The 18700-nt window shown below is 73.2% G+C and carries 11 protein-coding genes and 1 pseudogene; 4 read left to right on the forward strand and 8 right to left on the reverse strand.

The genetic code is table 11. The features are described 5' to 3' along the window. Window positions 1-1079: 1079 nt before the first annotated feature. On the reverse strand, window positions 1080-2582 hold the full coding sequence (locus G443_RS09140) for a glutamate synthase subunit beta (RefSeq protein ID WP_026418967.1): 1503 nt from the start codon (window positions 2580-2582) through the stop codon (window positions 1080-1082). Further along, complete coding sequence (gene gltB, locus G443_RS09145) at window positions 2575-7155, reverse strand: glutamate synthase large subunit (RefSeq protein ID WP_026418968.1); 4581 nt, start codon at window positions 7153-7155, stop codon at window positions 2575-2577. Before gltB ends, G443_RS09140 begins: the two co-directional genes overlap by 8 nt. Window positions 7156-7813: 658 nt before the next feature. Here gltB and G443_RS09150 point away from each other — a divergent pair. From G443_RS09150 to G443_RS09165, 4 genes are all read left to right on the forward strand, one after another. Beyond that, window positions 7814-8794, forward strand: coding sequence for an ABC transporter substrate-binding protein (locus G443_RS09150; protein WP_026418969.1), 981 nt, complete (start codon window positions 7814-7816; stop codon window positions 8792-8794). Between the two features lie 23 nt (window positions 8795-8817). Further along, window positions 8818-9885: a FecCD family ABC transporter permease gene (locus tag G443_RS09155; RefSeq protein ID WP_051313979.1), complete on the forward strand. Its 1068-nt coding sequence runs from the start codon at window positions 8818-8820 to the stop codon at window positions 9883-9885. Further along, window positions 9882-10676, forward strand: a complete 795-nt coding sequence (locus G443_RS09160; protein WP_026418971.1) for an ABC transporter ATP-binding protein — start codon at window positions 9882-9884, stop codon at window positions 10674-10676. Before G443_RS09155 ends, G443_RS09160 begins: the two co-directional genes overlap by 4 nt. Before the next feature lie 171 nt (window positions 10677-10847). Next, window positions 10848-12209, forward strand: coding sequence for an NAD(P)/FAD-dependent oxidoreductase (locus G443_RS09165; protein WP_026418972.1), 1362 nt, complete (start codon window positions 10848-10850; stop codon window positions 12207-12209). A gap of 313 nt (window positions 12210-12522) precedes the next feature. On the opposite strand, the gene G443_RS09170 is transcribed toward G443_RS09165, so the two are convergent. From G443_RS09170 to ald, 6 genes and pseudogenes are all read right to left on the reverse strand, one after another. Beyond that, complete coding sequence (locus G443_RS09170; protein WP_245588808.1) at window positions 12523-13341, reverse strand: pseudouridine synthase; 819 nt, start codon at window positions 13339-13341, stop codon at window positions 12523-12525. Then, entirely contained in the window at window positions 13331-13999 is a 669-nt protein-coding gene (gene scpB, locus G443_RS09175; protein WP_272500023.1) for an SMC-Scp complex subunit ScpB, read from the reverse strand. Before scpB ends, G443_RS09170 begins: the two co-directional genes overlap by 11 nt. Next, window positions 13999-14850 (reverse strand): segregation and condensation protein A, encoded by an 852-nt coding sequence (locus G443_RS09180; protein WP_051313980.1) that lies wholly within the window; start codon window positions 14848-14850, stop codon window positions 13999-14001. The genes scpB and G443_RS09180 overlap by 1 nt, the downstream gene beginning before the upstream one ends. A gap of 359 nt (window positions 14851-15209) precedes the next feature. Further along, the gene (locus tag G443_RS09185; protein WP_245588818.1) at window positions 15210-16094 is read right to left on the reverse strand and encodes a ParA family protein; all 885 of its coding nucleotides are present in this window, start codon (window positions 16092-16094) and stop codon (window positions 15210-15212) included. A 387-nt stretch (window positions 16095-16481) separates the two neighbouring features. Beyond that, entirely contained in the window at window positions 16482-17549 is a 1068-nt protein-coding gene (locus tag G443_RS09190) for a site-specific tyrosine recombinase XerD (protein ID WP_081715450.1), read from the reverse strand. After that, window positions 17546-18660: pseudogene (ald, locus tag G443_RS09195) on the reverse strand (alanine dehydrogenase). The gene G443_RS09190 and the pseudogene ald overlap by 4 nt, the downstream one beginning before the upstream one ends. Window positions 18661-18700: the final 40 nt, after the last annotated feature.

Here is an 18700-nt window from a genome sequence, read left to right on the forward strand (position 1 = left end):
AGATTACGTGTGGTTTCTGTGATGAACAAGTGGCAGAGATCTCGAAATGATTCCCGATCGGTGTCCTTCGCGTCCCCTGTCGGGTGATCCAGTGTGGAGGCGATCCACCTACGGGGTCCCACGGTGAACCCAGCCGGAAGACACGGCCGGAGGGCGGCCGCTTCCACCGAGGACGGGGGCGGGAACCGGATGCGCGGTCGACCACCCCGCCGCGTTCGCCCCCCGAGCCGCCGCCCGACATCGGATGACGGTTCCCGCCGGTCAGGAAGCCGGACAGGGCCAGGGACCGGGACGAAAGGCGGAACAGGGAACCCGGGCGCCGGCTCCCCCGGGCACGGTGGCCCGTCCCGGGCGCGCGGCCACCCGGACCGCACCGGCAACCCCGACCCGGCCGACCTCGGGCACGGCTCGCCTCATCCGCCCCTCCGCACGAGCCGGCACCCCAGGTGTGGCGGGAGCCGTCGGCGCGGGAACTCGCGTCGCGACCGGGTGCGCTGGCCGGAAGAGGCCGCTCGCCCCGTCCGACGCGAACGGCCGACCGCCACCCGTCCTCGGGTCACGGGGGACCTCGAACCAGCCTTGGTCACCGCGAGCGGTGCTCCCTGGTACCTCGGCGCGTCAGGGAGCCACCGGTCGGCGTTCGGGACCGGGTGCACCCGGAGTTCGGGCCCACCAGTCCGGGAGCGACGCGTTCCGGCGCCGAAGGACCAGCACCGTCGGCACCGTTCAGCCGGACCGTCCCCGCCGTGAGCCTCCCCGCACCCGCTGCCCCGCGACCGGCCCGGACCGATCCGGTTCCGTGGTCCGCCCGGCAGGTGCCGGGGACCGCCGACCAGCGAGCGGCAAGCGCCCCCGGGTCGTCGGCCCCCACGGCGTTCGGCCGCCCACCTCGGCGGTATCTGCCCGACGGCGGCGGACCGCGACCTCGATGTCAGGAACGGGGCAACGGACCGGGACAAGTAAGGGGGACGGCTCCCGTGGGAGCCGTCCCCCTGTCGCCCCGGCCGGCGGCACGCCGTTGTGCCCCGGCCAGAAGTCGAGTGGTCCGGCGACGGACCACCGCGCCCGGTGCGGGCCGGTCAGACCACCGCGAGCGGCAGGGCCGTCGGGTGGACCGGGGCGGGCAGCTGCGAGCCGCCCGTGAGGTGGGCGTCGACGGCAGCGGCCACCGAGCGCCCCTCCGCGATCGCCCACACCACCAGCGAGGCACCCCGGTGGGCGTCACCGCAGACGAACACGCCCGGCTGGCTGGTCTGCCAGTCCGCACCACAGCCGATGCTCCCGCGCGGGGACAGGGTCAGGCCGAGACCGTCGAGCAGGGGCATCCGCTCGACCCCCTCGAAACCGATGGCGAACAGCGCGAGGTCGCAGGGGAACTCCTCGACCTCGTCACCGACCGGGACCACCTGGCGCCGGCCGTCCGCGTCGCGTCCGACCTGGACCCGGCGCAGGCGGACCGCCCGCACGTGCCCGTCCTCGTCCCCGACGAACTCCTCGACCGCGACCTCGTAACGGCGCTCGCCGCCCTCGTCGTGCGCCGGGTAGGTGCGCAGGATCAACGGCCAGGTCGGCCAGGGAGACCTGGCCTCGTCCCGCTCGCCCGGCGGCTCCGGGTACTGGTCGAGCTGGAGGACGCTCGCGGCGCCCTGCCGGTGCGCGGTGCCGAGGCAGTCGGCACCGGTGTCGCCACCGCCGATGATGACCACGTGCTTCCCGGCGGCGGTGATCACGGCCGGGCCGTCGCCCTCGCACTCGCGGTTGGCCTGCACCAGGTGCTCCATCGCCAGGTGCACCCCGGTCAGCTCCCGCCCGGGGACGTCGGCGTCACGGCCGCGCAGGGCGCCGACCGCCAGCACCACCGCGTCGTGCCGGGACCGCAGCTCATCGACGGTGAGGTCCACGCCGACCTCGCAGCCGGTCACGAACCGGGTCCCCTCGGCACGCATCTGCACGAGCCGCCGGTCGAGGACCTTCTTCTCCATTTTGAACTCGGGGATCCCGTACCGGAGCAGGCCGCCGAGCCGGTCGTCCCGTTCGTAGACGGTGACCTCGTGCCCCGCCCGGGTGAGCTGTTGGGCCGCCGCGAGCCCCGCCGGACCCGACCCGACCACGGCCACCGAGCGACCGGTGGGGGCGGTGGCCGTCACCGGCACCACGCTGCCCCGTTCCCAGCCGATGTCGGCGATGGTCTGCTCCACCCGCTTGATCGCGACGGCGCCACCCGCCCTCGGGGAGAGCGCGACGACGCAACCGGCCTCGCACGGGGCCGGGCAGAGCCGGCCGGTGAACTCCGGGAAGTTGTTCGTGGCGTGCAGGCGTTCACCCGCCTCGTCCCAGCGCCCCCGCCGCACGAGGTCGTTCCACTCCGGGATCAGGTTGCCCAGCGGGCAGCCCGCGCTGCTGGAGTGGCAGAAGGGCACACCGCAGTCCATGCAGCGCGCCGCCTGCGTCCGCACCTGCTGCTCGCGTTCCCCGCCGTCGAGCGCCGCGTAGACCTCGTCCCAGTCGCCGAGGCGCTCGTCCACCGGTCGCTTCGCCGGCTCCTGCCTGGCGTGCTTGAGGAAACCATGCGGGTCAGCCACGGGATGCCTCCATGATCGCCTCGTCCTCGTCACGGCCCTCCGACCGCGCTATCCGCACCGCCTCCATCACCCGCTGGTAGTCGGCTGGCATCACCTTGGTGAACCCGGTGGAGCGCCGTGGCCAGTCGCCCAGCAGCGAGGAGGCCAGGCGGGACCCGGTCAGCTCGTGGTGGCGTTCCACGGTGCGGCGCAACCACCGCAGGTCCTCGGCGTCCGGGCGTTGGAGCCGCACCATGTCCTGGTTGACCCGCACCGGGTCGAGGTCGAGGACGTAGGCGATGCCCCCGGACATGCCGGCGGCCAGGTTCCGCCCGGTCGGGCCGAGCACGACGGCGCGGCCCCCGGTCATGTACTCGAAGGCGTGGTCGCCCACCCCCTCGGCCACCGCGACCGCACCGGAGTTGCGGACGCAGAACCGCTCACCGACCTGGCCGCGCAGGAAGATCTCGCCGCCGGTGGCGCCGTAGCCGATCACGTTCCCGGCGATCACCTGGTCCTCGGCGACGAACGGCGCGTCGGGGTGCGGACGGACGACGATCCGCCCGCCCGAGAGCCCCTTGCCCACGTAGTCGTTGGCGTCGCCGACCATCTCCAGCGCGACCCCGCGCGGGAGGAAGGCGCCAAGCGACTGCCCGGCGGACCCGGTGAGGGTCACCGAGATCGTGCCGTCCGGCAGCCCGTCGCTGCCGTAGCGGCGGGTCACCTCCGAGCCCAGCAGCGTGCCCACCGTCCGGTTGACGTTGCGCACCGGCAGTTCGAGGCGCACCGCGTGGGCGTCCTCCAGCGCCGCCTCGGCGAGCTGGATGAGAGTGCGGTCCAGCGCGTGCTCCAGCCCGTGGTCCTGCGCGCGGACCCGGCGGCGCACGACGCCGTAGGGGGCCGTGCCGTCCCGCACCCCGGCGGGCACGGTGAGCACCGGCGAGAGGTCCAGGCCCCGGCTCTTCCAGTGCTCGACGGCCTCGTCGGTGTCGAGCACCTCCGCGTGGCCGATCGCCTCGTCGAGGGTCCGGAAGCCGAGGGCGGCCAGGTGCTCACGCACCTCCTCGGCGACGAAGTGGAAGAAGTTCTCCACGAACTCGGGCTTGCCGGTGTACCTGCGGCGCAGCTCCGGGTTCTGGGTCGCGATGCCGACCGGGCAGGTGTCGAGGTGGCACACCCGCATCATGACGCAGCCGGCGACCACCAGCGGAGCGGTGGCGAACCCGTACTCCTCGGCCCCCAGCAACGCGGCGACGACCACGTCACGTCCGGTCTTCATCGCGCCGTCGACCTGCACGGTGATCCGGTCGCGCAGCCCGTTGAGCAGCAGCGTCTGCTGCGCCTCCGCCAGGCCGATCTCCCAGGGCGTGCCCGCGTGCTTGAGGGAGGTCAGGGCGGCGGCGCCCGTTCCCCCGTCGTGGCCGGAGATCAGCACCACGTCGGCGTGGGCCTTGGCGACCCCGGCGGCGACGGTACCCACGCCGACCTCGCTGACGAGCTTGACGTGGATCCTGGCCCGTTCGTTGGCGTTCTTCAGGTCGTGGATCAGCTGGGCGAGATCCTCGATCGAGTAGATGTCGTGGTGCGGCGGTGGGGAGATCAGGCCGACCCCCGGCGTGGAGTGCCGGGTGCGGGCGATCCACGGGTACACCTTGTACCCGGGGAGCTGCCCACCCTCCCCCGGCTTCGCGCCCTGCGCCATCTTGATCTGGATGTCGCTGGCGTTGACCAGGTACTCGCTCGTGACGCCGAACCGGCCCGAGGCGACCTGCTTGATCGCCGACCGGCGCTCCGGGTCGTACAACCGCTCGGGGTCCTCCCCGCCCTCACCGCTGTTGGACCGGCCACCCAGGCGGTTCATCGCGATCGCGAGGGTCTCGTGGGACTCCTTGGAGATGGAGCCGTAGGACATCGCGCCGGTGTTGAACCGCTTCACGATCTCCGAGGCGGGCTCGACCTCGTCGAGCGGCACCGGCGGGCGCTCCTCGGAGCGGAACCGGAACAGGCCGCGCAGCGTGCCGCCGGCCCGGCTGAGCCGGTCCACCTCCTCGGTGTACCTGCGGTACACCTCGGCCTGCCGGGTGCGGGTGGCGTGTTGGAGCAGGAACACCGTCTCCGGGGAGAACAGGTGCAGTTCGCCCTCCCGCCGGTACGCGTACTCGCCGCCCACCTCGAGCCGCCGGTGGGCCCGGTCGGTCGGGTTGTCCGGGTAGGCACGGCGGTGGCGGACGGCGACCTCCTCGGCCAGCACGTCCAGGTCGACCCCGCCGAGCCGGGACTCGGTGCCGCTGAAGTACTCCGAGACGACCTCCCGGTCCAGGCCGACCGCCTCGAAGACCTGCGCCGCAGTGTAAGCGCCGACGGTGGAGATGCCCATCTTCGACATCACCTTCAGCACGCCCTTGACCAGCGCCCTGACGTAGTTGGTGACCGCCCGGTGCGCCTCGATGCCGGTGATCTCCCCGGTGCCCACCATGTCCTCGATCGTCTCGAAGGCCAGGTAGGGGTTCACCGCGGCGGCACCGAAGCCGAGCAGCAGGGCGATGTGGTGGACCTCGCGGGCGTCGCCGGTCTCCACGACCAGGGCGACCTTGAGCCGCTCCTTGGTCCGCACCAGGTGGTGGTGGACGGCGGAGACGAGCAGCAGCGCGGGGATCGGCGCGTGGTCGTGGTCGGAGTCCCGGTCGGAGAGGACCAGGACGCGGGCCCCGGCGGCGATCGCCTCGGACGCCTCCTTCCGCACCCGCTCGACGGCGGCGGCGAGGGCCTGCCCGCCGCCGGTGACCTCGTACAGCCCGGAGAGGACGGTGCAGGAGAAGCCGGGCAGGTCACCGTCGTCGTTGATGTGGATGAGCTTGGCGAGCTCGTCGTTGTCGATGACCGGGTGCGGCAGCACCACGTGGCGGCAGGAGGCCGGCGAGGGGTCGAGCAGGTTGTGCTCGGGTCCCATCACCCGGGCGACGGAGGTGACGACCTCCTCTCGGATGGCGTCCAACGGCGGGTTGGTCACCTGCGCGAAGTGCTGCACGAAGTAGTCGTAGAGCATCCGGGAGCGCTGCGAGAGGCCGGCGACGGGCGTGTCGGACCCCATCGAGCCGAGGGGCTCCGCGCCGGACACCGCCATCGGGGTCAGCAGCACCCGCAGCTCCTCCTCCGTGTAGCCGAAGGTGAGCTGCCGGCGGACCACCGAGTCGTGGCTCTGCACGACGTGGTCGCGGTCGGGCAGGTCGGCCAACGCCAACAACCCGGCGTGCAGCCACTCGTCGTAGGGCCGTTCCGCGGCCAGTTGGTCCTTGATCTCCCCGTCGTCGACGATCCGCCCCTCGGCGGTGTCGACGAGGAACATCCGGCCTGGCCGCAGCCTGCCCTTGGCGACCACCTGGTCGGGCGGCACGTCGAGGACACCGGTCTCGCTGGCGAGCACGACGCGGTTGTCGGTGGTGCGCCACCAGCGGGCGGGCCGGAGCCCGTTGCGGTCGAGGACCGCGCCGACGAGCGTGCCGTCGGTGAAGGTGACGCAGGCCGGCCCGTCCCACGGCTCCATCAGGCTGGCGTGGAACTGGTAGAAGGCCCGGCGCCGGGGGTCCATGGTGGCGTGGTTCTCCCACGCCTCGGGCACCATCATCATCACCGCGTGCGGCAGGCTGCGGCCGCCCAGGTGCAGCAGTTCGAGCACCTCGTCGAAGGAGGCGGAGTCGGAACCGTCCTCGGTGCAGATCGGGTAGAGACGTTCGAAGTCGCCCTCGATGATCTCCGAGGCCAGCAGGGCCTCCCGCGCGCGCATGCGGTTGCGGTTGCCGCGGATGGTGTTGATCTCGCCGTTGTGGGCGACGTAGCGGAAGGGGTGGGCCAGCGGCCAGGACGGGAAGGTGTTGGTCGAGAAGCGGCTGTGCACCAGGGCGATGGCGCTGGTCAGCCGGGCGTCCCTGAGGTCGGGGAAGAAGGCCGGCAGCTGTTCGGTGGTCAGCATTCCCTTGTAGACCAGGGTGCGCGCGGACAGGGAGGGGAAGTAGACCCCGTGCCCCTCGTCGCGGCTGATCCGCTCCACGCGTCGTCGCAGGCAGAAGGTCCGCCGGTCCAGTTCGATCCCGGCCGGGGGGTGCGCCACCTCCGTTCCCGCGACCAGCAGCATCGCGAAGTGCGGCATGCAGGAACGGGCGCTCGGTCCGACGTCGGCGCCGTCCGGGTCGACGGGGACGTCCCGCCAGCCCAGCACGCGCAGCCGTTCCTCGTCGGCGATCCGCTCCACCAGGCTGACGGCGCGTTCCCGCTCCTCCTCGTCGCTGGGGAGGAAGGCGACGCCGGCGGCGTAGGTGTGCCGGCCCCGCTCGTCGGGTGCCGGCAGTTCGAGACCGGTCACCGCGCGCAGGAACGCGTCGGGGAGCTGCACCAGGATCCCGGCGCCGTCGCCGCTGGAGGGTTCGGCGCCGGCCGCGCCCCGGTGCTCCAGGTTGGCCAGGGCGGTGAGCGCGTCGGCGACGATGCCGTGCGACGACCGTCCCTCCACGTCGGCGACCATCGCGACACCGCAGCTGTCGCGTTCGTCCTCCGGACGATAGAGCCCCGTAGCGCCGGGGGTGGTGGAGAAGATCACGGGCAGACCTCCCTCATCGTCCTACGAACTTGAATCCTCAAGTTTCAGGGGTTGGGTTCGACGGGACGACGATGGCCCGCTCCGTACACCCGGAAGATGACACGGGCGTTTCATTCATGTGGCCCTAACAGTAACCTCATCATCCCTACCGACCGCAAGAGTGAAGTTCGCCGTGTCGGGTAACGATTTCACCGGCAACAGCGATAGACGAGGTTGATACCCGCAGCGGCGCGGAGGGCTCTCGCACCCGAGAATACCTGGCCAGCCGGCTCATGCGGCGATCCCGACAACGACTCCCGCGATCCGGGCACCACCCCCGGAGCCGAGGTGAACGGATTCACCCTGCGTTCACCACCGGCCACCCACCGGTGGTAGGCGCTCTGCTCCGTTCGGCCGCCGCCGATTCACCGGATCCGTTCGAATGGTTCTGATACGGTGCCGCTGCCGGCCGACCAGGGGCCGGCGGCGTGTGTGGCAGCGAAGTCCGGTGGGAGTCCGGCGCTGTGCCGCAACTGTCATGGCCCACCAGGTCGAGCCAGGCCGCCTGCCACTCCACGCGACGTCACCACTCCCGGCACAGGGGTGGAGTGTCGTCCGCACCTCCCGGTCCGGCGGGTCGGCCGCCTCCCCGCGTGTCGGCCGAACCCAAGGATCAGGTGTGAACCTCCGATCTCGTCTGGCGGCGCTGCCCGCACTGTCCCTGATCGGCGTCGCCGCCCTCGCCGGTTGCGCCAACCGGGAGGAGGCCGCCGATCCGTCGGCCGCCACCGCCACCCAGCAGCCCCCCTCCGCCCAGGACACCACCGAGGCGGGATTCCCGGTGGAGGTGACCCTGGGAGGCACCGAGCCGGTCACCATCGACGCACGTCCGAGCAGCATCGTGTCGCTGACCCCCACCGCCACCGAGATGCTGTTCGCGATCGGCGCCGGGGACTCGGTCGTCGCCGCCGACACCTACTCCGACTACCCCCCGGAGGCCCCGACCACCGACCTCGACGGGATCAGCCCCAACATCGAGGCCGTCACCGAGTACCAGCCCGACCTCGTCATCTCCTCCGGTGACTCCCAGGAACTGCTCGACGCCATGTCCGCCATCGACGTCCCGGTCCTCGTCGTGGGGACCGCCGGTGACCTGGAGGACAGCTACCAGCAGCTCGTCGCCCTCGGCGAGGCCACCGGGAACCAGGAGGCCGCCGAGGTGCTCGTGGAGGACATGCGCACCGAGATCGATCGGATCGTCGCCTCGACCGAGATGCCCGAGGAACCGCTGACCTACTACCACGAGCTCGACCAGACCTTCTTCTCCATCACCTCCGGCACCTTCGCCGGCCAGGTCTACGACCTGTTCGGTCTGGAGAACATCGCCGACGCCGCGGACGGCGGCGACTACCCGCAGCTCAGCCCCGAGTTCATCCTGGAGGCCGACCCCGACCTCATCTTCCTCGCCGACACCGTGTGCTGCGGCCAGAGCGCGCAGACCGTCGCCGAGCGGCCGGGCTGGGACACCCTCTCCTCGGTGCAGGAGGACCGGATCATCGAGCTCGACGACGACCTCGCCTCCCGCTGGGGCCCCAGGGTCGTCGACTTCGCGGAGGCCGTGGGCGCCGCCGTCAGCGACGTCAGCTCGCGGACGAACTGACCGGGCGCCCCGTGCCCCTCACCGTGCGGTCCGGCCGGGACTCCCCGGCCGGACCCGCCCCCGCCGGTGCTCCCCGAGCGACCCGGCTCCGGGTTCGTCACCTCGCCCTCGCCCTCGCGCTGCTGCTCGCCGTGACGCTGCTCTCCGTCCTCCTCGGCGCCGCCGACCTCGGATGGCAGCGGGTCGTGGGGGAACTGGTGGCCCAGGTGACCGGGGGGACCTCGCCGCTCTCGGAACGGGAGGCGGCCATCCTCTGGCAGCTGCGTGTCCCCCGGGTGGTGCTCGCCTGCCTGGTGGGAGCCGCCCTCGCGGTCTCCGGCGCCGCCTTCCAGGGCGTGTTCCGCAACCCGCTGGCCGACCCGTACCTGCTGGGAGCCGCCGCCGGCGCCGGGCTGGCCGCGACCATCGTCGTCGCGGCTGCCCCGGGCACCCTGGACTGGGTGATCGGCCCGCTCCAGCTCGCGGCCTTCTGCGGTGCCCTGTCCGGGGTCGTCCTGAGCTGGGTGCTCGGACGCACCGCCGGCCACGGCACCGGCACCCTCATCCTCGCCGGCGTGGCCGTCTCGGCCTTCCTCACCGCCGGCCAGACCTTCGTGCAGCAGCTGAACACGGACTCGCTGCGGCAGATCTACTCGTGGGTGCTCGGCGGGCTGACGACCACCGGCTGGCGCGAGGTGCTGCTGGTCCTGCCCTACGTGGTGGCCGCCTCCTCGGTGCTGTGCCTGTGCGCCCGGCTCCTCGACGTCCTCGGGGTGGGCGACGAGGAGGCGACAGCCCTCGGCGTGCGCCCCGGCCGGGTGCGCCTGGCCGTGCTCCTCGCCGCGTCGCTGGCCACCGCCGCCGCCGTCTCCGCGGCCGGGCTGATCGGCTTCGTCGGCATCGTCGTCCCCCACCTCGTACGGCTCCTCGTCGCCGGCAGCTACCGGGTGGTGGTACCGCTCTCCCTGGTCGGAGGCGCGATCTTCCTCGCCGCCGCCGACATGATCGCCCGCACGGCGATGTCCCCGGCCCAGCTCCCGATCGGCGTCGTCACCGCCTTCGCCGGTGCCCCCTTCTTCGTCCTCGTCCTCCGCACCAGGGGGCGGGCGTGAGCGGGCTGCGGGCCGTCGACATCAGCGCCGGCTACCGGGGGCGCCCCGTGCTGCGGGCCGTCGACGCCGAGGTGCCCGCCGGCGGATGGCTCGGGGTCATCGGCCCCAACGGCGCGGGCAAGTCCACCCTGCTCAAGACCCTGGCCGGGCTGCTGCCCCACGAGGGCACGGTCACCGTGGACGGCACGTCCATCGACGGACTGCGCCCCCGGCAACGGGCCCGCGTCCTGGGGTACGCGCCGCAGACACCCGAACCCCCGACCGGTCTCACCGTCACCGACTACGTGCTCCTGGGCCGGTCGCCGTACCTGCCGCCCCTGGGCCGAGAGGGACGCTCCGACCTCCGCGTCGTCGCCGAGGTCCTGGCCAGGCTCGACCTCGCCGGGATGGCGACCCGGCCGCTGGCCACCCTCTCCGGTGGGGAGCGACAACGCGCCGTGCTGGCGAGGGTCCTCGCCCAACAGCCCCGGGTGCTGCTCCTCGACGAACCCACCACCGGGTTGGACGTCGGCCACGCGCAGGCACTGCTGGAACTGGTGGACCGGCTCCGCCGGGAGGACGGGGTCACGGTGGTGACCACGCTGCACGACCTGACCCTGGCCGCGCAGTACGCCGACCGGCTGGTCTTCCTCGTCGACGGCGCCGTCACCGCGTCCGGCGCACCCGGCGAGGTGCTCACCCAGGCGCGGGTGGCCGAGCACTACCAGGCCTCGGTCGCCGTGCTCACCTCGGACGGCAGCCGGATCGTGGCACCGGTCCGCCATGCCGGTCCGCGCCCCGCCCCCGGCTGACCGGCGCCGGGGACCGCGCACCCGATCGCGAGCCCACCCGCGCCGCCACCACCGACGTCGTCGCGCGGGGTGGGGCGCGCCAGCCCCTGCGACCACCACACCACCCCGCACGGGCCAGGCGACCGGTGGACGAGGTGTGTGGCCGGCCACCTCCTGGGTACGTCTCCCTACATGGCACACGGCGCGAAGAACGGCGGCTCCCGCCCGAGGATCGTGATCGTCGGCGGCGGTTACGTCGGCCTGAACACCGCCCTCCGGCTGGAGTCGCGGCTGCGGCACTCCGAGGCGTCGGTGGTCGTGATCGACCAACAGCCCCACATGACCTACCAACCCTTCCTCCCCGAGGTCGCCGCGGCCTCGGTCGAACCGAGGCACGTCATCGCCCCCCTGCGTTCGATGCTGCGGCGCTGCGAGGTGATCACCGGCCGGGTCGGCGGCATCGACCACCACCGCCGCACGGTGACCGTCACCGACGGCGACGGGGCCACCGAGGAGGTCGACTACGACATCCTGGCCGTGGCGCCGGGCTCCATCAGCCGCATCCTGCCCATCCCCGGCCTCGTCGAACAGGGCATCGGCTTCAAGACCGTCAGCGAGGCCATCTACCTGCGCAACCACGTGCTGTCCCGGCTCGACGCCGCCGCGAGCGCCACCGACACCGCCCGCCGCCGGCGGCTCCTCACCTTCCTCACCGTGGGAGGCGGGTACGCGGGGATCGAGGCCCTCGCCGAGATGGAGGACATGTCCCGGCTCGCCACCCGCGACTACCCGGCGATCGACCCCGCCGAGCTGCGGTGGGTCCTCGTCGAGGCGACCGACCGCATCATGCCGGAGGTCAGCCGGCCGATGGGCGAGTACACCGTCGACCTGCTGCGGGAACGCGGCATCGAGGTGCACCTGGAGACCACCGTCAGCAGCATGGAGGACGGCCACGTCGTGTTGGGCGACGGGACCGAGTTCGACACCGACACCGTCATCTGGACCGCCGGCGTCCGCCCCGACCCGATGCTGGGGGACACCACCCTGCCGCTCGACCAGCGGGGACGCGTCCGGTGCACAGCGACCCTCCAGGTCGCGGGCGTGCCCGGCGTCTTCGCCGCCGGGGACTGCGCGGCCGTGCCCGACCTCACCAGGATCGACGAGGACCCCGACGCCACCTGTGGTCCCTCCGCCCAGCACGCCGCCCGGCAGGCCCACCGGCTGGGGGACAACATCGTCGCCACCATCCGGGGGCACCGGCCGGCCGAGTACCGGCACGCCTACATCGGTTCCGTCGCGGGGCTGGGCCTCTACCAGGGCGTCGCCGAGATCTACGGGGTGCGGCTGAAGGGCCTGCCCGCCTGGTTGGTGCACCGCGCCTACCACCTGGCCAAGATGCCCAGCGTCAACCGGAAGGTGCGCATCGCCTTCGACTGGCTGCTGGCCGCCCTGTTCCGGCGCGAGGCGGTGGCCATCGGCAGCCTGCAGGACCCCCACTCGGAGTTCCGGCGGGCGGCGGACGCCGCCGGCCGCTGGCAGCGGTCCCACGTCTGAGCGACCGCGAACTCCGGCGCCTGGACGGGGCGGGGTGGACGGGTTCCGGCCGCCCCAGCCCACGTCCCTACGGCGGGGGCTCGCTCCGGGACGACCGACCGGCGGCCGCCGGGCACCCTGCCGCCGTCGGCGGCTCCCACCCAGCCGCGACGCGCGCCGGCCGAGGAGCCCGACACAGCGGCTCCTCCCGGTGGCCCGCACCGGATCCCCCGGCGACGCCCTCGGTTCCGCCGGCCCGCACCTGCCGCGCACGGTGAGCGGAGCGACAAGCCCCGACGGCCTCCAGGTCAGGCGGCCGCCGGGACCGGCGCGCTCAGAGCTCCACGGCCTTGTACAGCTCCCCGACCTCCCGGCGGGACACCCGACGGAGGGTGCCGGGCCGCTGGTCACCGAGGCGGAGTTCCCCGATCGCCGTGCGCACCAGGCGGCGCACCGGGTGGCCCACCTCCGCGAGCAGCCGGCGCACGATGTGCTTGCGGCCCTCGTGGAGCACGACCTCCACCATCACCCGGTCCGCGTAGGCGTCGACGACCCGGAAGGAGTCCGCCTTCGCCAGGCCGTCCTCCAGTTCCACCCCGGCGCGGAGTCGGCGCCCGACGTCCCGCGCCACCGGCCCCCGCACCTCCGCCCGGTAGGTCTTGAGGACCTCGAAGGACGGGTGCATCAGGCGGTGCGCCAGTTCCCCGTCGTTGGTCAGCAGCAGCAGGCCCTCCGTGTCGGCGTCGAGGCGACCGACGTGGAACAGCCGCTCCGGCCGGTCGACCACCAGGTCACCCACGCACGACCGGCCCCGGTCATCGGACATCGTGGAATGCATGCCACGGGGCTTGTTCAGCGCGAGGTGCACGAGGTCGTCCCGGACGATGACCCGCATGCCATCGACGTGGATCGACACCGTGTCGGGGTCCACCCGCCGCCCCATCTCGGTGACGACCGCCCCGTCGACGGTCACCCTGCCCTGGGCGATCAGGTCCTCGGCCGCGCGCCGGGAGGCGATACCGGCCTTGGACAGCACCTTCTGGAGCCGGATGCCCTCGGGCAGGCCGGTGGGGTCCGGTTCCCCCCGGCCGACGCGTCGGCCTCGGTCGTCCCCGACCGCGTCGGAACGGCGTGGTGCCTGGTCAGAGCTCATCGATGGAGTCCACCTCGGGTAGCAACGGAGCGATCGGCGGGAGCTGGGACAACGAGGACAGCCCGAGACGCTCCAGGAACAGCTCGGTGGTCCGGTAGAGCAGACCGCCGGTCTCCGGGTCCGTCCCGGTCTCCTCGACCAACCCCCGAGCCAACAGGGTACGGATGACGCCATCCACGTTCACCCCGCGTACCGCGGCCACCCGCGACCTGGTCACCGGCTGCCGGTAGGCGATCACGGCCAGCGTCTCCAGGGCGGCCCGGGTCAACCGGGACCGCTGCCCGTCCAGCAGGTAGCGCTCCACGTAGGGGGCGAAGACGTCCCGCGTGTAGAAGCGCCACCCCTCCCCCACCCTGCGCAGGTCGATACCGCTGCCCTGTTCGCGGTACCGCTTGGCCAACCGGTACAGGGCGGCCCGCACCCGACCGATGGGCTGGTCGAGCGTGCTGGCGAGCAGCTGTTCACCGGCCGGGACGTCCACGACCAGCAGGAGTGCCTCCAGGGCCGCCTCCAGGTCCGCCTCCCGCCCCAGGTCGGGCCGGTCCTCGGGGTCCTCCGCCGGCCCGCCGCCCCCCGGCGGCACGTCGACCACCGCGGCGGGGGCGCCGGCCGGCCGTGCCTCGCCGGAACCCGACCCGGCCGTCTCCTCCGATGGCATCACCCGTACTCCTCCTCCTCGCGGTTGGCCCGGTCGGCCTCGGCGGCCGCCCGCGCGTCGTCGACGTCGCCGCCGTCCCACCGCACCACCAGCTCCCCCAACGGCTCCGGCTGCTCGAAGAGGACGACGGCCTCCCGGAACAACTCCAGCAACGCCAGGAAACGCGCCACCACCTCGATCGTCGCCTCGCAGTCCTCGACCAGCTCGGAGAAGCTGGCGCTGCCCCGTTCGGCGAGACGCAGCCGCAGCAGCGCGGCGTGCTCGCGCACCGAGACCTTCGCGACGTGCAGGTGGTCCAGTGACACCGTCGGCGGCGGCTTGGGCCGGAACACGGCGGCCGCCAGCTCGGCGAACCGGTTCGCGTCCACCCCGAGCATCACCTCCGGCAGCAGCGCGGCGAACCGGTCCTCCAAGGCCACCGACCGCGGGTACCGGCGCAGGGCCCCCGCCTCCAGCTCGGCGAACAGCGCCGCCACCTGCTTGTACGCCCGGTACTGGAGCAGGCGGGCGAAGAGCAGGTCACGGGCCTCCAGCAGGGCGAGGTCGTCCTCGTCCTCGACCTCGGCCGACGGCAGCAGACGTGCCGCCTTGAGGTCCAACAACGTGGCGGCGATGACCAGGAACTCGGTGGTCTCGTCGAGGTCCCACCCGTCACCGAGGGCGCGGATGTGCGCGATGAACTCGTCGGTCACCTCGTGCAACGCCACCTCGGTGACGTCCATCCTGTGCTGCGAGATCAACTGCAACAACAGGTCGAACGGTCCCTCGAAGTTGGTCAGCCGGACCGTGAACCGGTGCGCGGGCCTGGGGTCGCCGTCGCCGACGGCACCGGTTCCGCTCGCCACCGCCACCGGCACCGCCTCGTCCCCGGCCGCGTCGCCGCCCGGCGGCGTCTCCTCCCGAACCCCCGTCGAAACCGCACCGGGAGACGGCGCCACGGCTCCGGGGTCCCCAGTCACCGGGCACCCTCCCCGCTCGGCTTGGCCGGGCCGCCCAGGACCGCCGAGGCGACCCCCCGCGCCGGGCCGTCCCGTCGCCTCCCGGTTCGGCCGCCCCCGCCGAACGGCGGCTCCCGCCAAGCACCCACGCTGTCACCCCTCGCGGCCAACCCCGACTTCGCCCCAGTCTCCCAGCAGTACCGATGCGGACCGTGAGCCGGCCGGCCCGGTCACCGACCGGCGGGGCCGTGCGGTGGGGAGGGACGCCGGGGTCAGCGGGCGATCACCTCGCGGGCCAACGCCCGGTACGCCTTGGCGCCCGCCGAACGGGGTGCCCAGCGGGTGATCGGCTCACCGGCCACCGTCGTCTCCGGGAACCGCACGGTGCGGTTGATGACCGTGTCGAAGACGATGTCCCCGAAGGCCTCCACCACCCGGGCCATCACCTCACGGGAGTGCAGCGTCCTCGGGTCGAACATGGTGGCGAGGATCCCGGTGATCTCCAACTTCGGGTTGAGCCGTTCCCGGACCTTCTCGATGGTGTCGATGAGCAGCGCGACGCCCCGCAGGCTGAAGAACTCGCACTCGAGGGGGATCAACACCCCGTCGGCCGCCGCGAGCGCGTTCACGGTGAGCAGCCCCAACGAGGGCTGGCAGTCGACGAGGATGTAGTCGTACTCGGAGAGCACCGGCCGCAGCACCCGCGCCAGGGTCTGTTCCCGACCGACCTCGGCCACCAACTGCACCTCGGCCGCGGACAGGTCGATGTTGCTCGGCAACAGGTGCATCCCCTCGGCGGGGGTCTTCATGACCACGTCGCGAACACCGACCGCGCGCTCCATGATCACGTTGTAGATCGTCGTGTCCAGCTGGTGGGGCTGCACGCCGAGCCCCACCGACAACGCACCCTGCGGGTCGAAGTCCACGAGCAGCACCCGGCGGCCGCACTCGGCGAGCGCGGCGCCGAGGTTGATCGTCGACGTCGTCTTGCCCACCCCGCCCTTCTGGTTGCAGATCGCCAGGACGGTGGCGGGCCCGTGGCTGTCGACCAGGGGCGGTTCCGGGACGTGCCGGCGGGGACGACCGGTCGGGCCGATCTCACCCTCCAGGGTCTCCGCGGCCTCGTCCTCACCGGGGTCGACCGTGCCGGGCGCCATGCTCAGGTCGACCCTGCCGCCCCGTGGCCGTCCCACCGGCGAAGGCGACGGTGTCGACATCGTGACCTAGCTCCTCGTGTCCACGGTCGTGACCAGGCGCAGCCTATGGGCAGCCCGAAGCAGCGGCAACGCGCCTCGCCGTACCACCGGTCCTGGCCGGACCGGACGCCCCAGGCCGAGTCGGGCACCGACATCAACATACTCGGGTGGCGACAACGACAGACAGTAGCCAGACCGGGTGGAAAACGCGGTACCGATCACACCTGGCGATCACTCGGCTGGTCCCCGACACGACCGCCCGTGCCTCGCCGTCCCCGGTGCCGTCCCCGGTCAGCGGGACCGCCGGGGCCAGGCGCGCGGGGCGTGCCACCCGGACCGCCGAACCGCTCAGCCCAACGCCCGGGGGTGGGCCAGCGCGTACACCTCGCGCAGCGAGTTCACGGTGACCCGCGTGTAGATCTGCGTCGTGGTCACCGAGGCGTGCCCCAACAGCTCCTGCACCACCCGCACGTCGGCCCCGGCCAGCATGAGGTGGGTGGCGAAGGAATGCCGCAGCGTGTGCGGCGACAGGTCCGCACCGACGCCGGCGCGGTCCGCCGTGTCCCGCAGCACCTGCCACCCGCTCTGCCGGGACAACCGACCGCCCCGCGCGTTGAGGAAGACGGCCGGCCCTCCCCCGCCTCGGGAGGCCAGGTCAGGGCGGCCCCGCACCCGGTAGGCCTCCACCGCGGCCAGGGCGGGACGGCCCACCGGCACGACACGCTCCCGCCCCCCCTTGCCCCGCAGCACGACGACCCGCTCCGCCACGTCCACGTCGTCGAGGTCGAGTCCCACCGCCTCCGAGATCCGCGCGCCCGTCGAGTACAGCAGCTCCACCAGCGCCCGGTCCCGCAGGCCGCGCGGGCTGTGCTCGTCACCCGCCGCCGCCACCAGGCTCAGCACGGTGTCCACCGGAAGCGCCTTCGGCAACCGCCGGGGCGTGTTCGGCGGGGACACCCCACGGGCGGGATCGAGCGGGGCGAGGCCCTCCTCGTGGCAGAAGCGGTGGAACCCGCGCACCGCCACCAGCGTCCTCGCGGCCGAGGTCACCGCGAGCCCGGGCTCGCCGCCGCTGGGCTCACGCAGCTCGGCGAGGAAACCGCTGACCTCCCCCTCCCCGACCTCGTCGAGGACCCGCACCCCCGCCGAGGCGAGCCACGAGAGGTAGCGACGCAGGTCCCGCCGGTAGGAGACGATCGTGTTCTCGGCGAAGCCGCGCTCGACCACCAGGTGGTCGAGGTAGGTGCGCGCCGCCGCCAGGAGGACATCGGCGACCTCGGGCGCCTCCTCCGCCGTCCGCGAGGGCCACCCCCGCCCCTGGCTCGGCGCCGCCGCGTCCTCGTCGGATCCGGTCACCCCGCCGCCCGGGGGCAGGGTGGTCCCGCCTCCCGACCCGCCCGTCCGTTCGGGGCTCATCCCAGCACCTCCTCGCCGGAACCGTGCGGGATCCCGTGGGCCCGCCCGACCTCCGGGCGCAGCAGCGTCCCCGCCAGCACCTGCAGACCCGCCGCCAGGGCGGGGGTCGAACGCGCCGCCTCCGCCGCGCCCCGGTCGGCCAGGGCCGCCACGTACGGCAGGGTCGCGTTCGTCAACGCCCAGGTCGAGGTGTGCGGCACCGCGCTGGGGATGTTGGGGACGCAGTAGAAGACCGAGTCCGCTGCGCGGAAGGTCGGCTGGGCGTGCGTGGTGGGACGGGACTGCTCGAAGCAGCCGCCCTGGTCGATCGAGACGTCGACGAGCACCGACCCCGGTCGCATCCGCTCCACGAGGTCCGCGCCCACCAGTCGCGGGGTGGGCGCGCCGGGGACCAACGCGGAACCGATGACGAGGTCCGCCCACAGGCAGGCCCGTTCCACCTCGTAGGCGTTGCTGGCGACGGTCCGCAACCGCCCACGGTGCACCAGGTCGAGGTAGCGCAACCGGGCCGGGTCGGAGTCCAGCACCATCACCTCCGCCTGGAGGCCGAGCGCGATGAGCGCGGCGTTCGTGCCCACCACCCCGCCACCCAGGATCGCGACCTTCCCGGCCGGGACGCCGCGGACCCCGCCCAGCAGGACCCCCGACCGCCCTGCGCCCGTTCCAGGCAGTGGGCGCCGACCTGCGCGGCCATCCGACCGGCGACCTCGCTCATCGGTGAGAGCAGCGGCAGGGAACCATCCGCCGCCCGCACGGTCTCGTAGCCGACGGCGGTCGTACCGGCCTCCACGAGGGCGGAGGTCAGGTCGGGCTCGGCGGCCAGGTGGAGGAACGCGAACAGCGTCTGCCCCCGGCGCAGCCACGGGTACTCCGCCGGTCCGGGCGCCTTCACCTTCAACACGAGGTCCGCGCGCTCCCACACCTCCTCGGCCCCGGCGAGGACCTGGGCGCCGGCGGCGAGGTAGTCGGTGTCGGGGAATGCCGACCCCGCACCCGCGCCGGACTCGACCAGGACCTGGTGGCCCCGCCGGGTCAACTCGACGACCCCGGACGGCGCCAGCGCCACCCGGTGTTCCCCCTCCCGCAGTTCGCGAGGCACCCCGACCCGCACGCGACACCTCCCCACGTCCCGGCCGGACCCACGGGTGGTG

This window comes from Actinoalloteichus caeruleus DSM 43889 (assembly GCF_000429185.2).
In the GTDB taxonomy this organism is placed as follows: domain Bacteria; phylum Actinomycetota; class Actinomycetes; order Mycobacteriales; family Pseudonocardiaceae; genus Actinoalloteichus_B; species Actinoalloteichus_B caeruleus.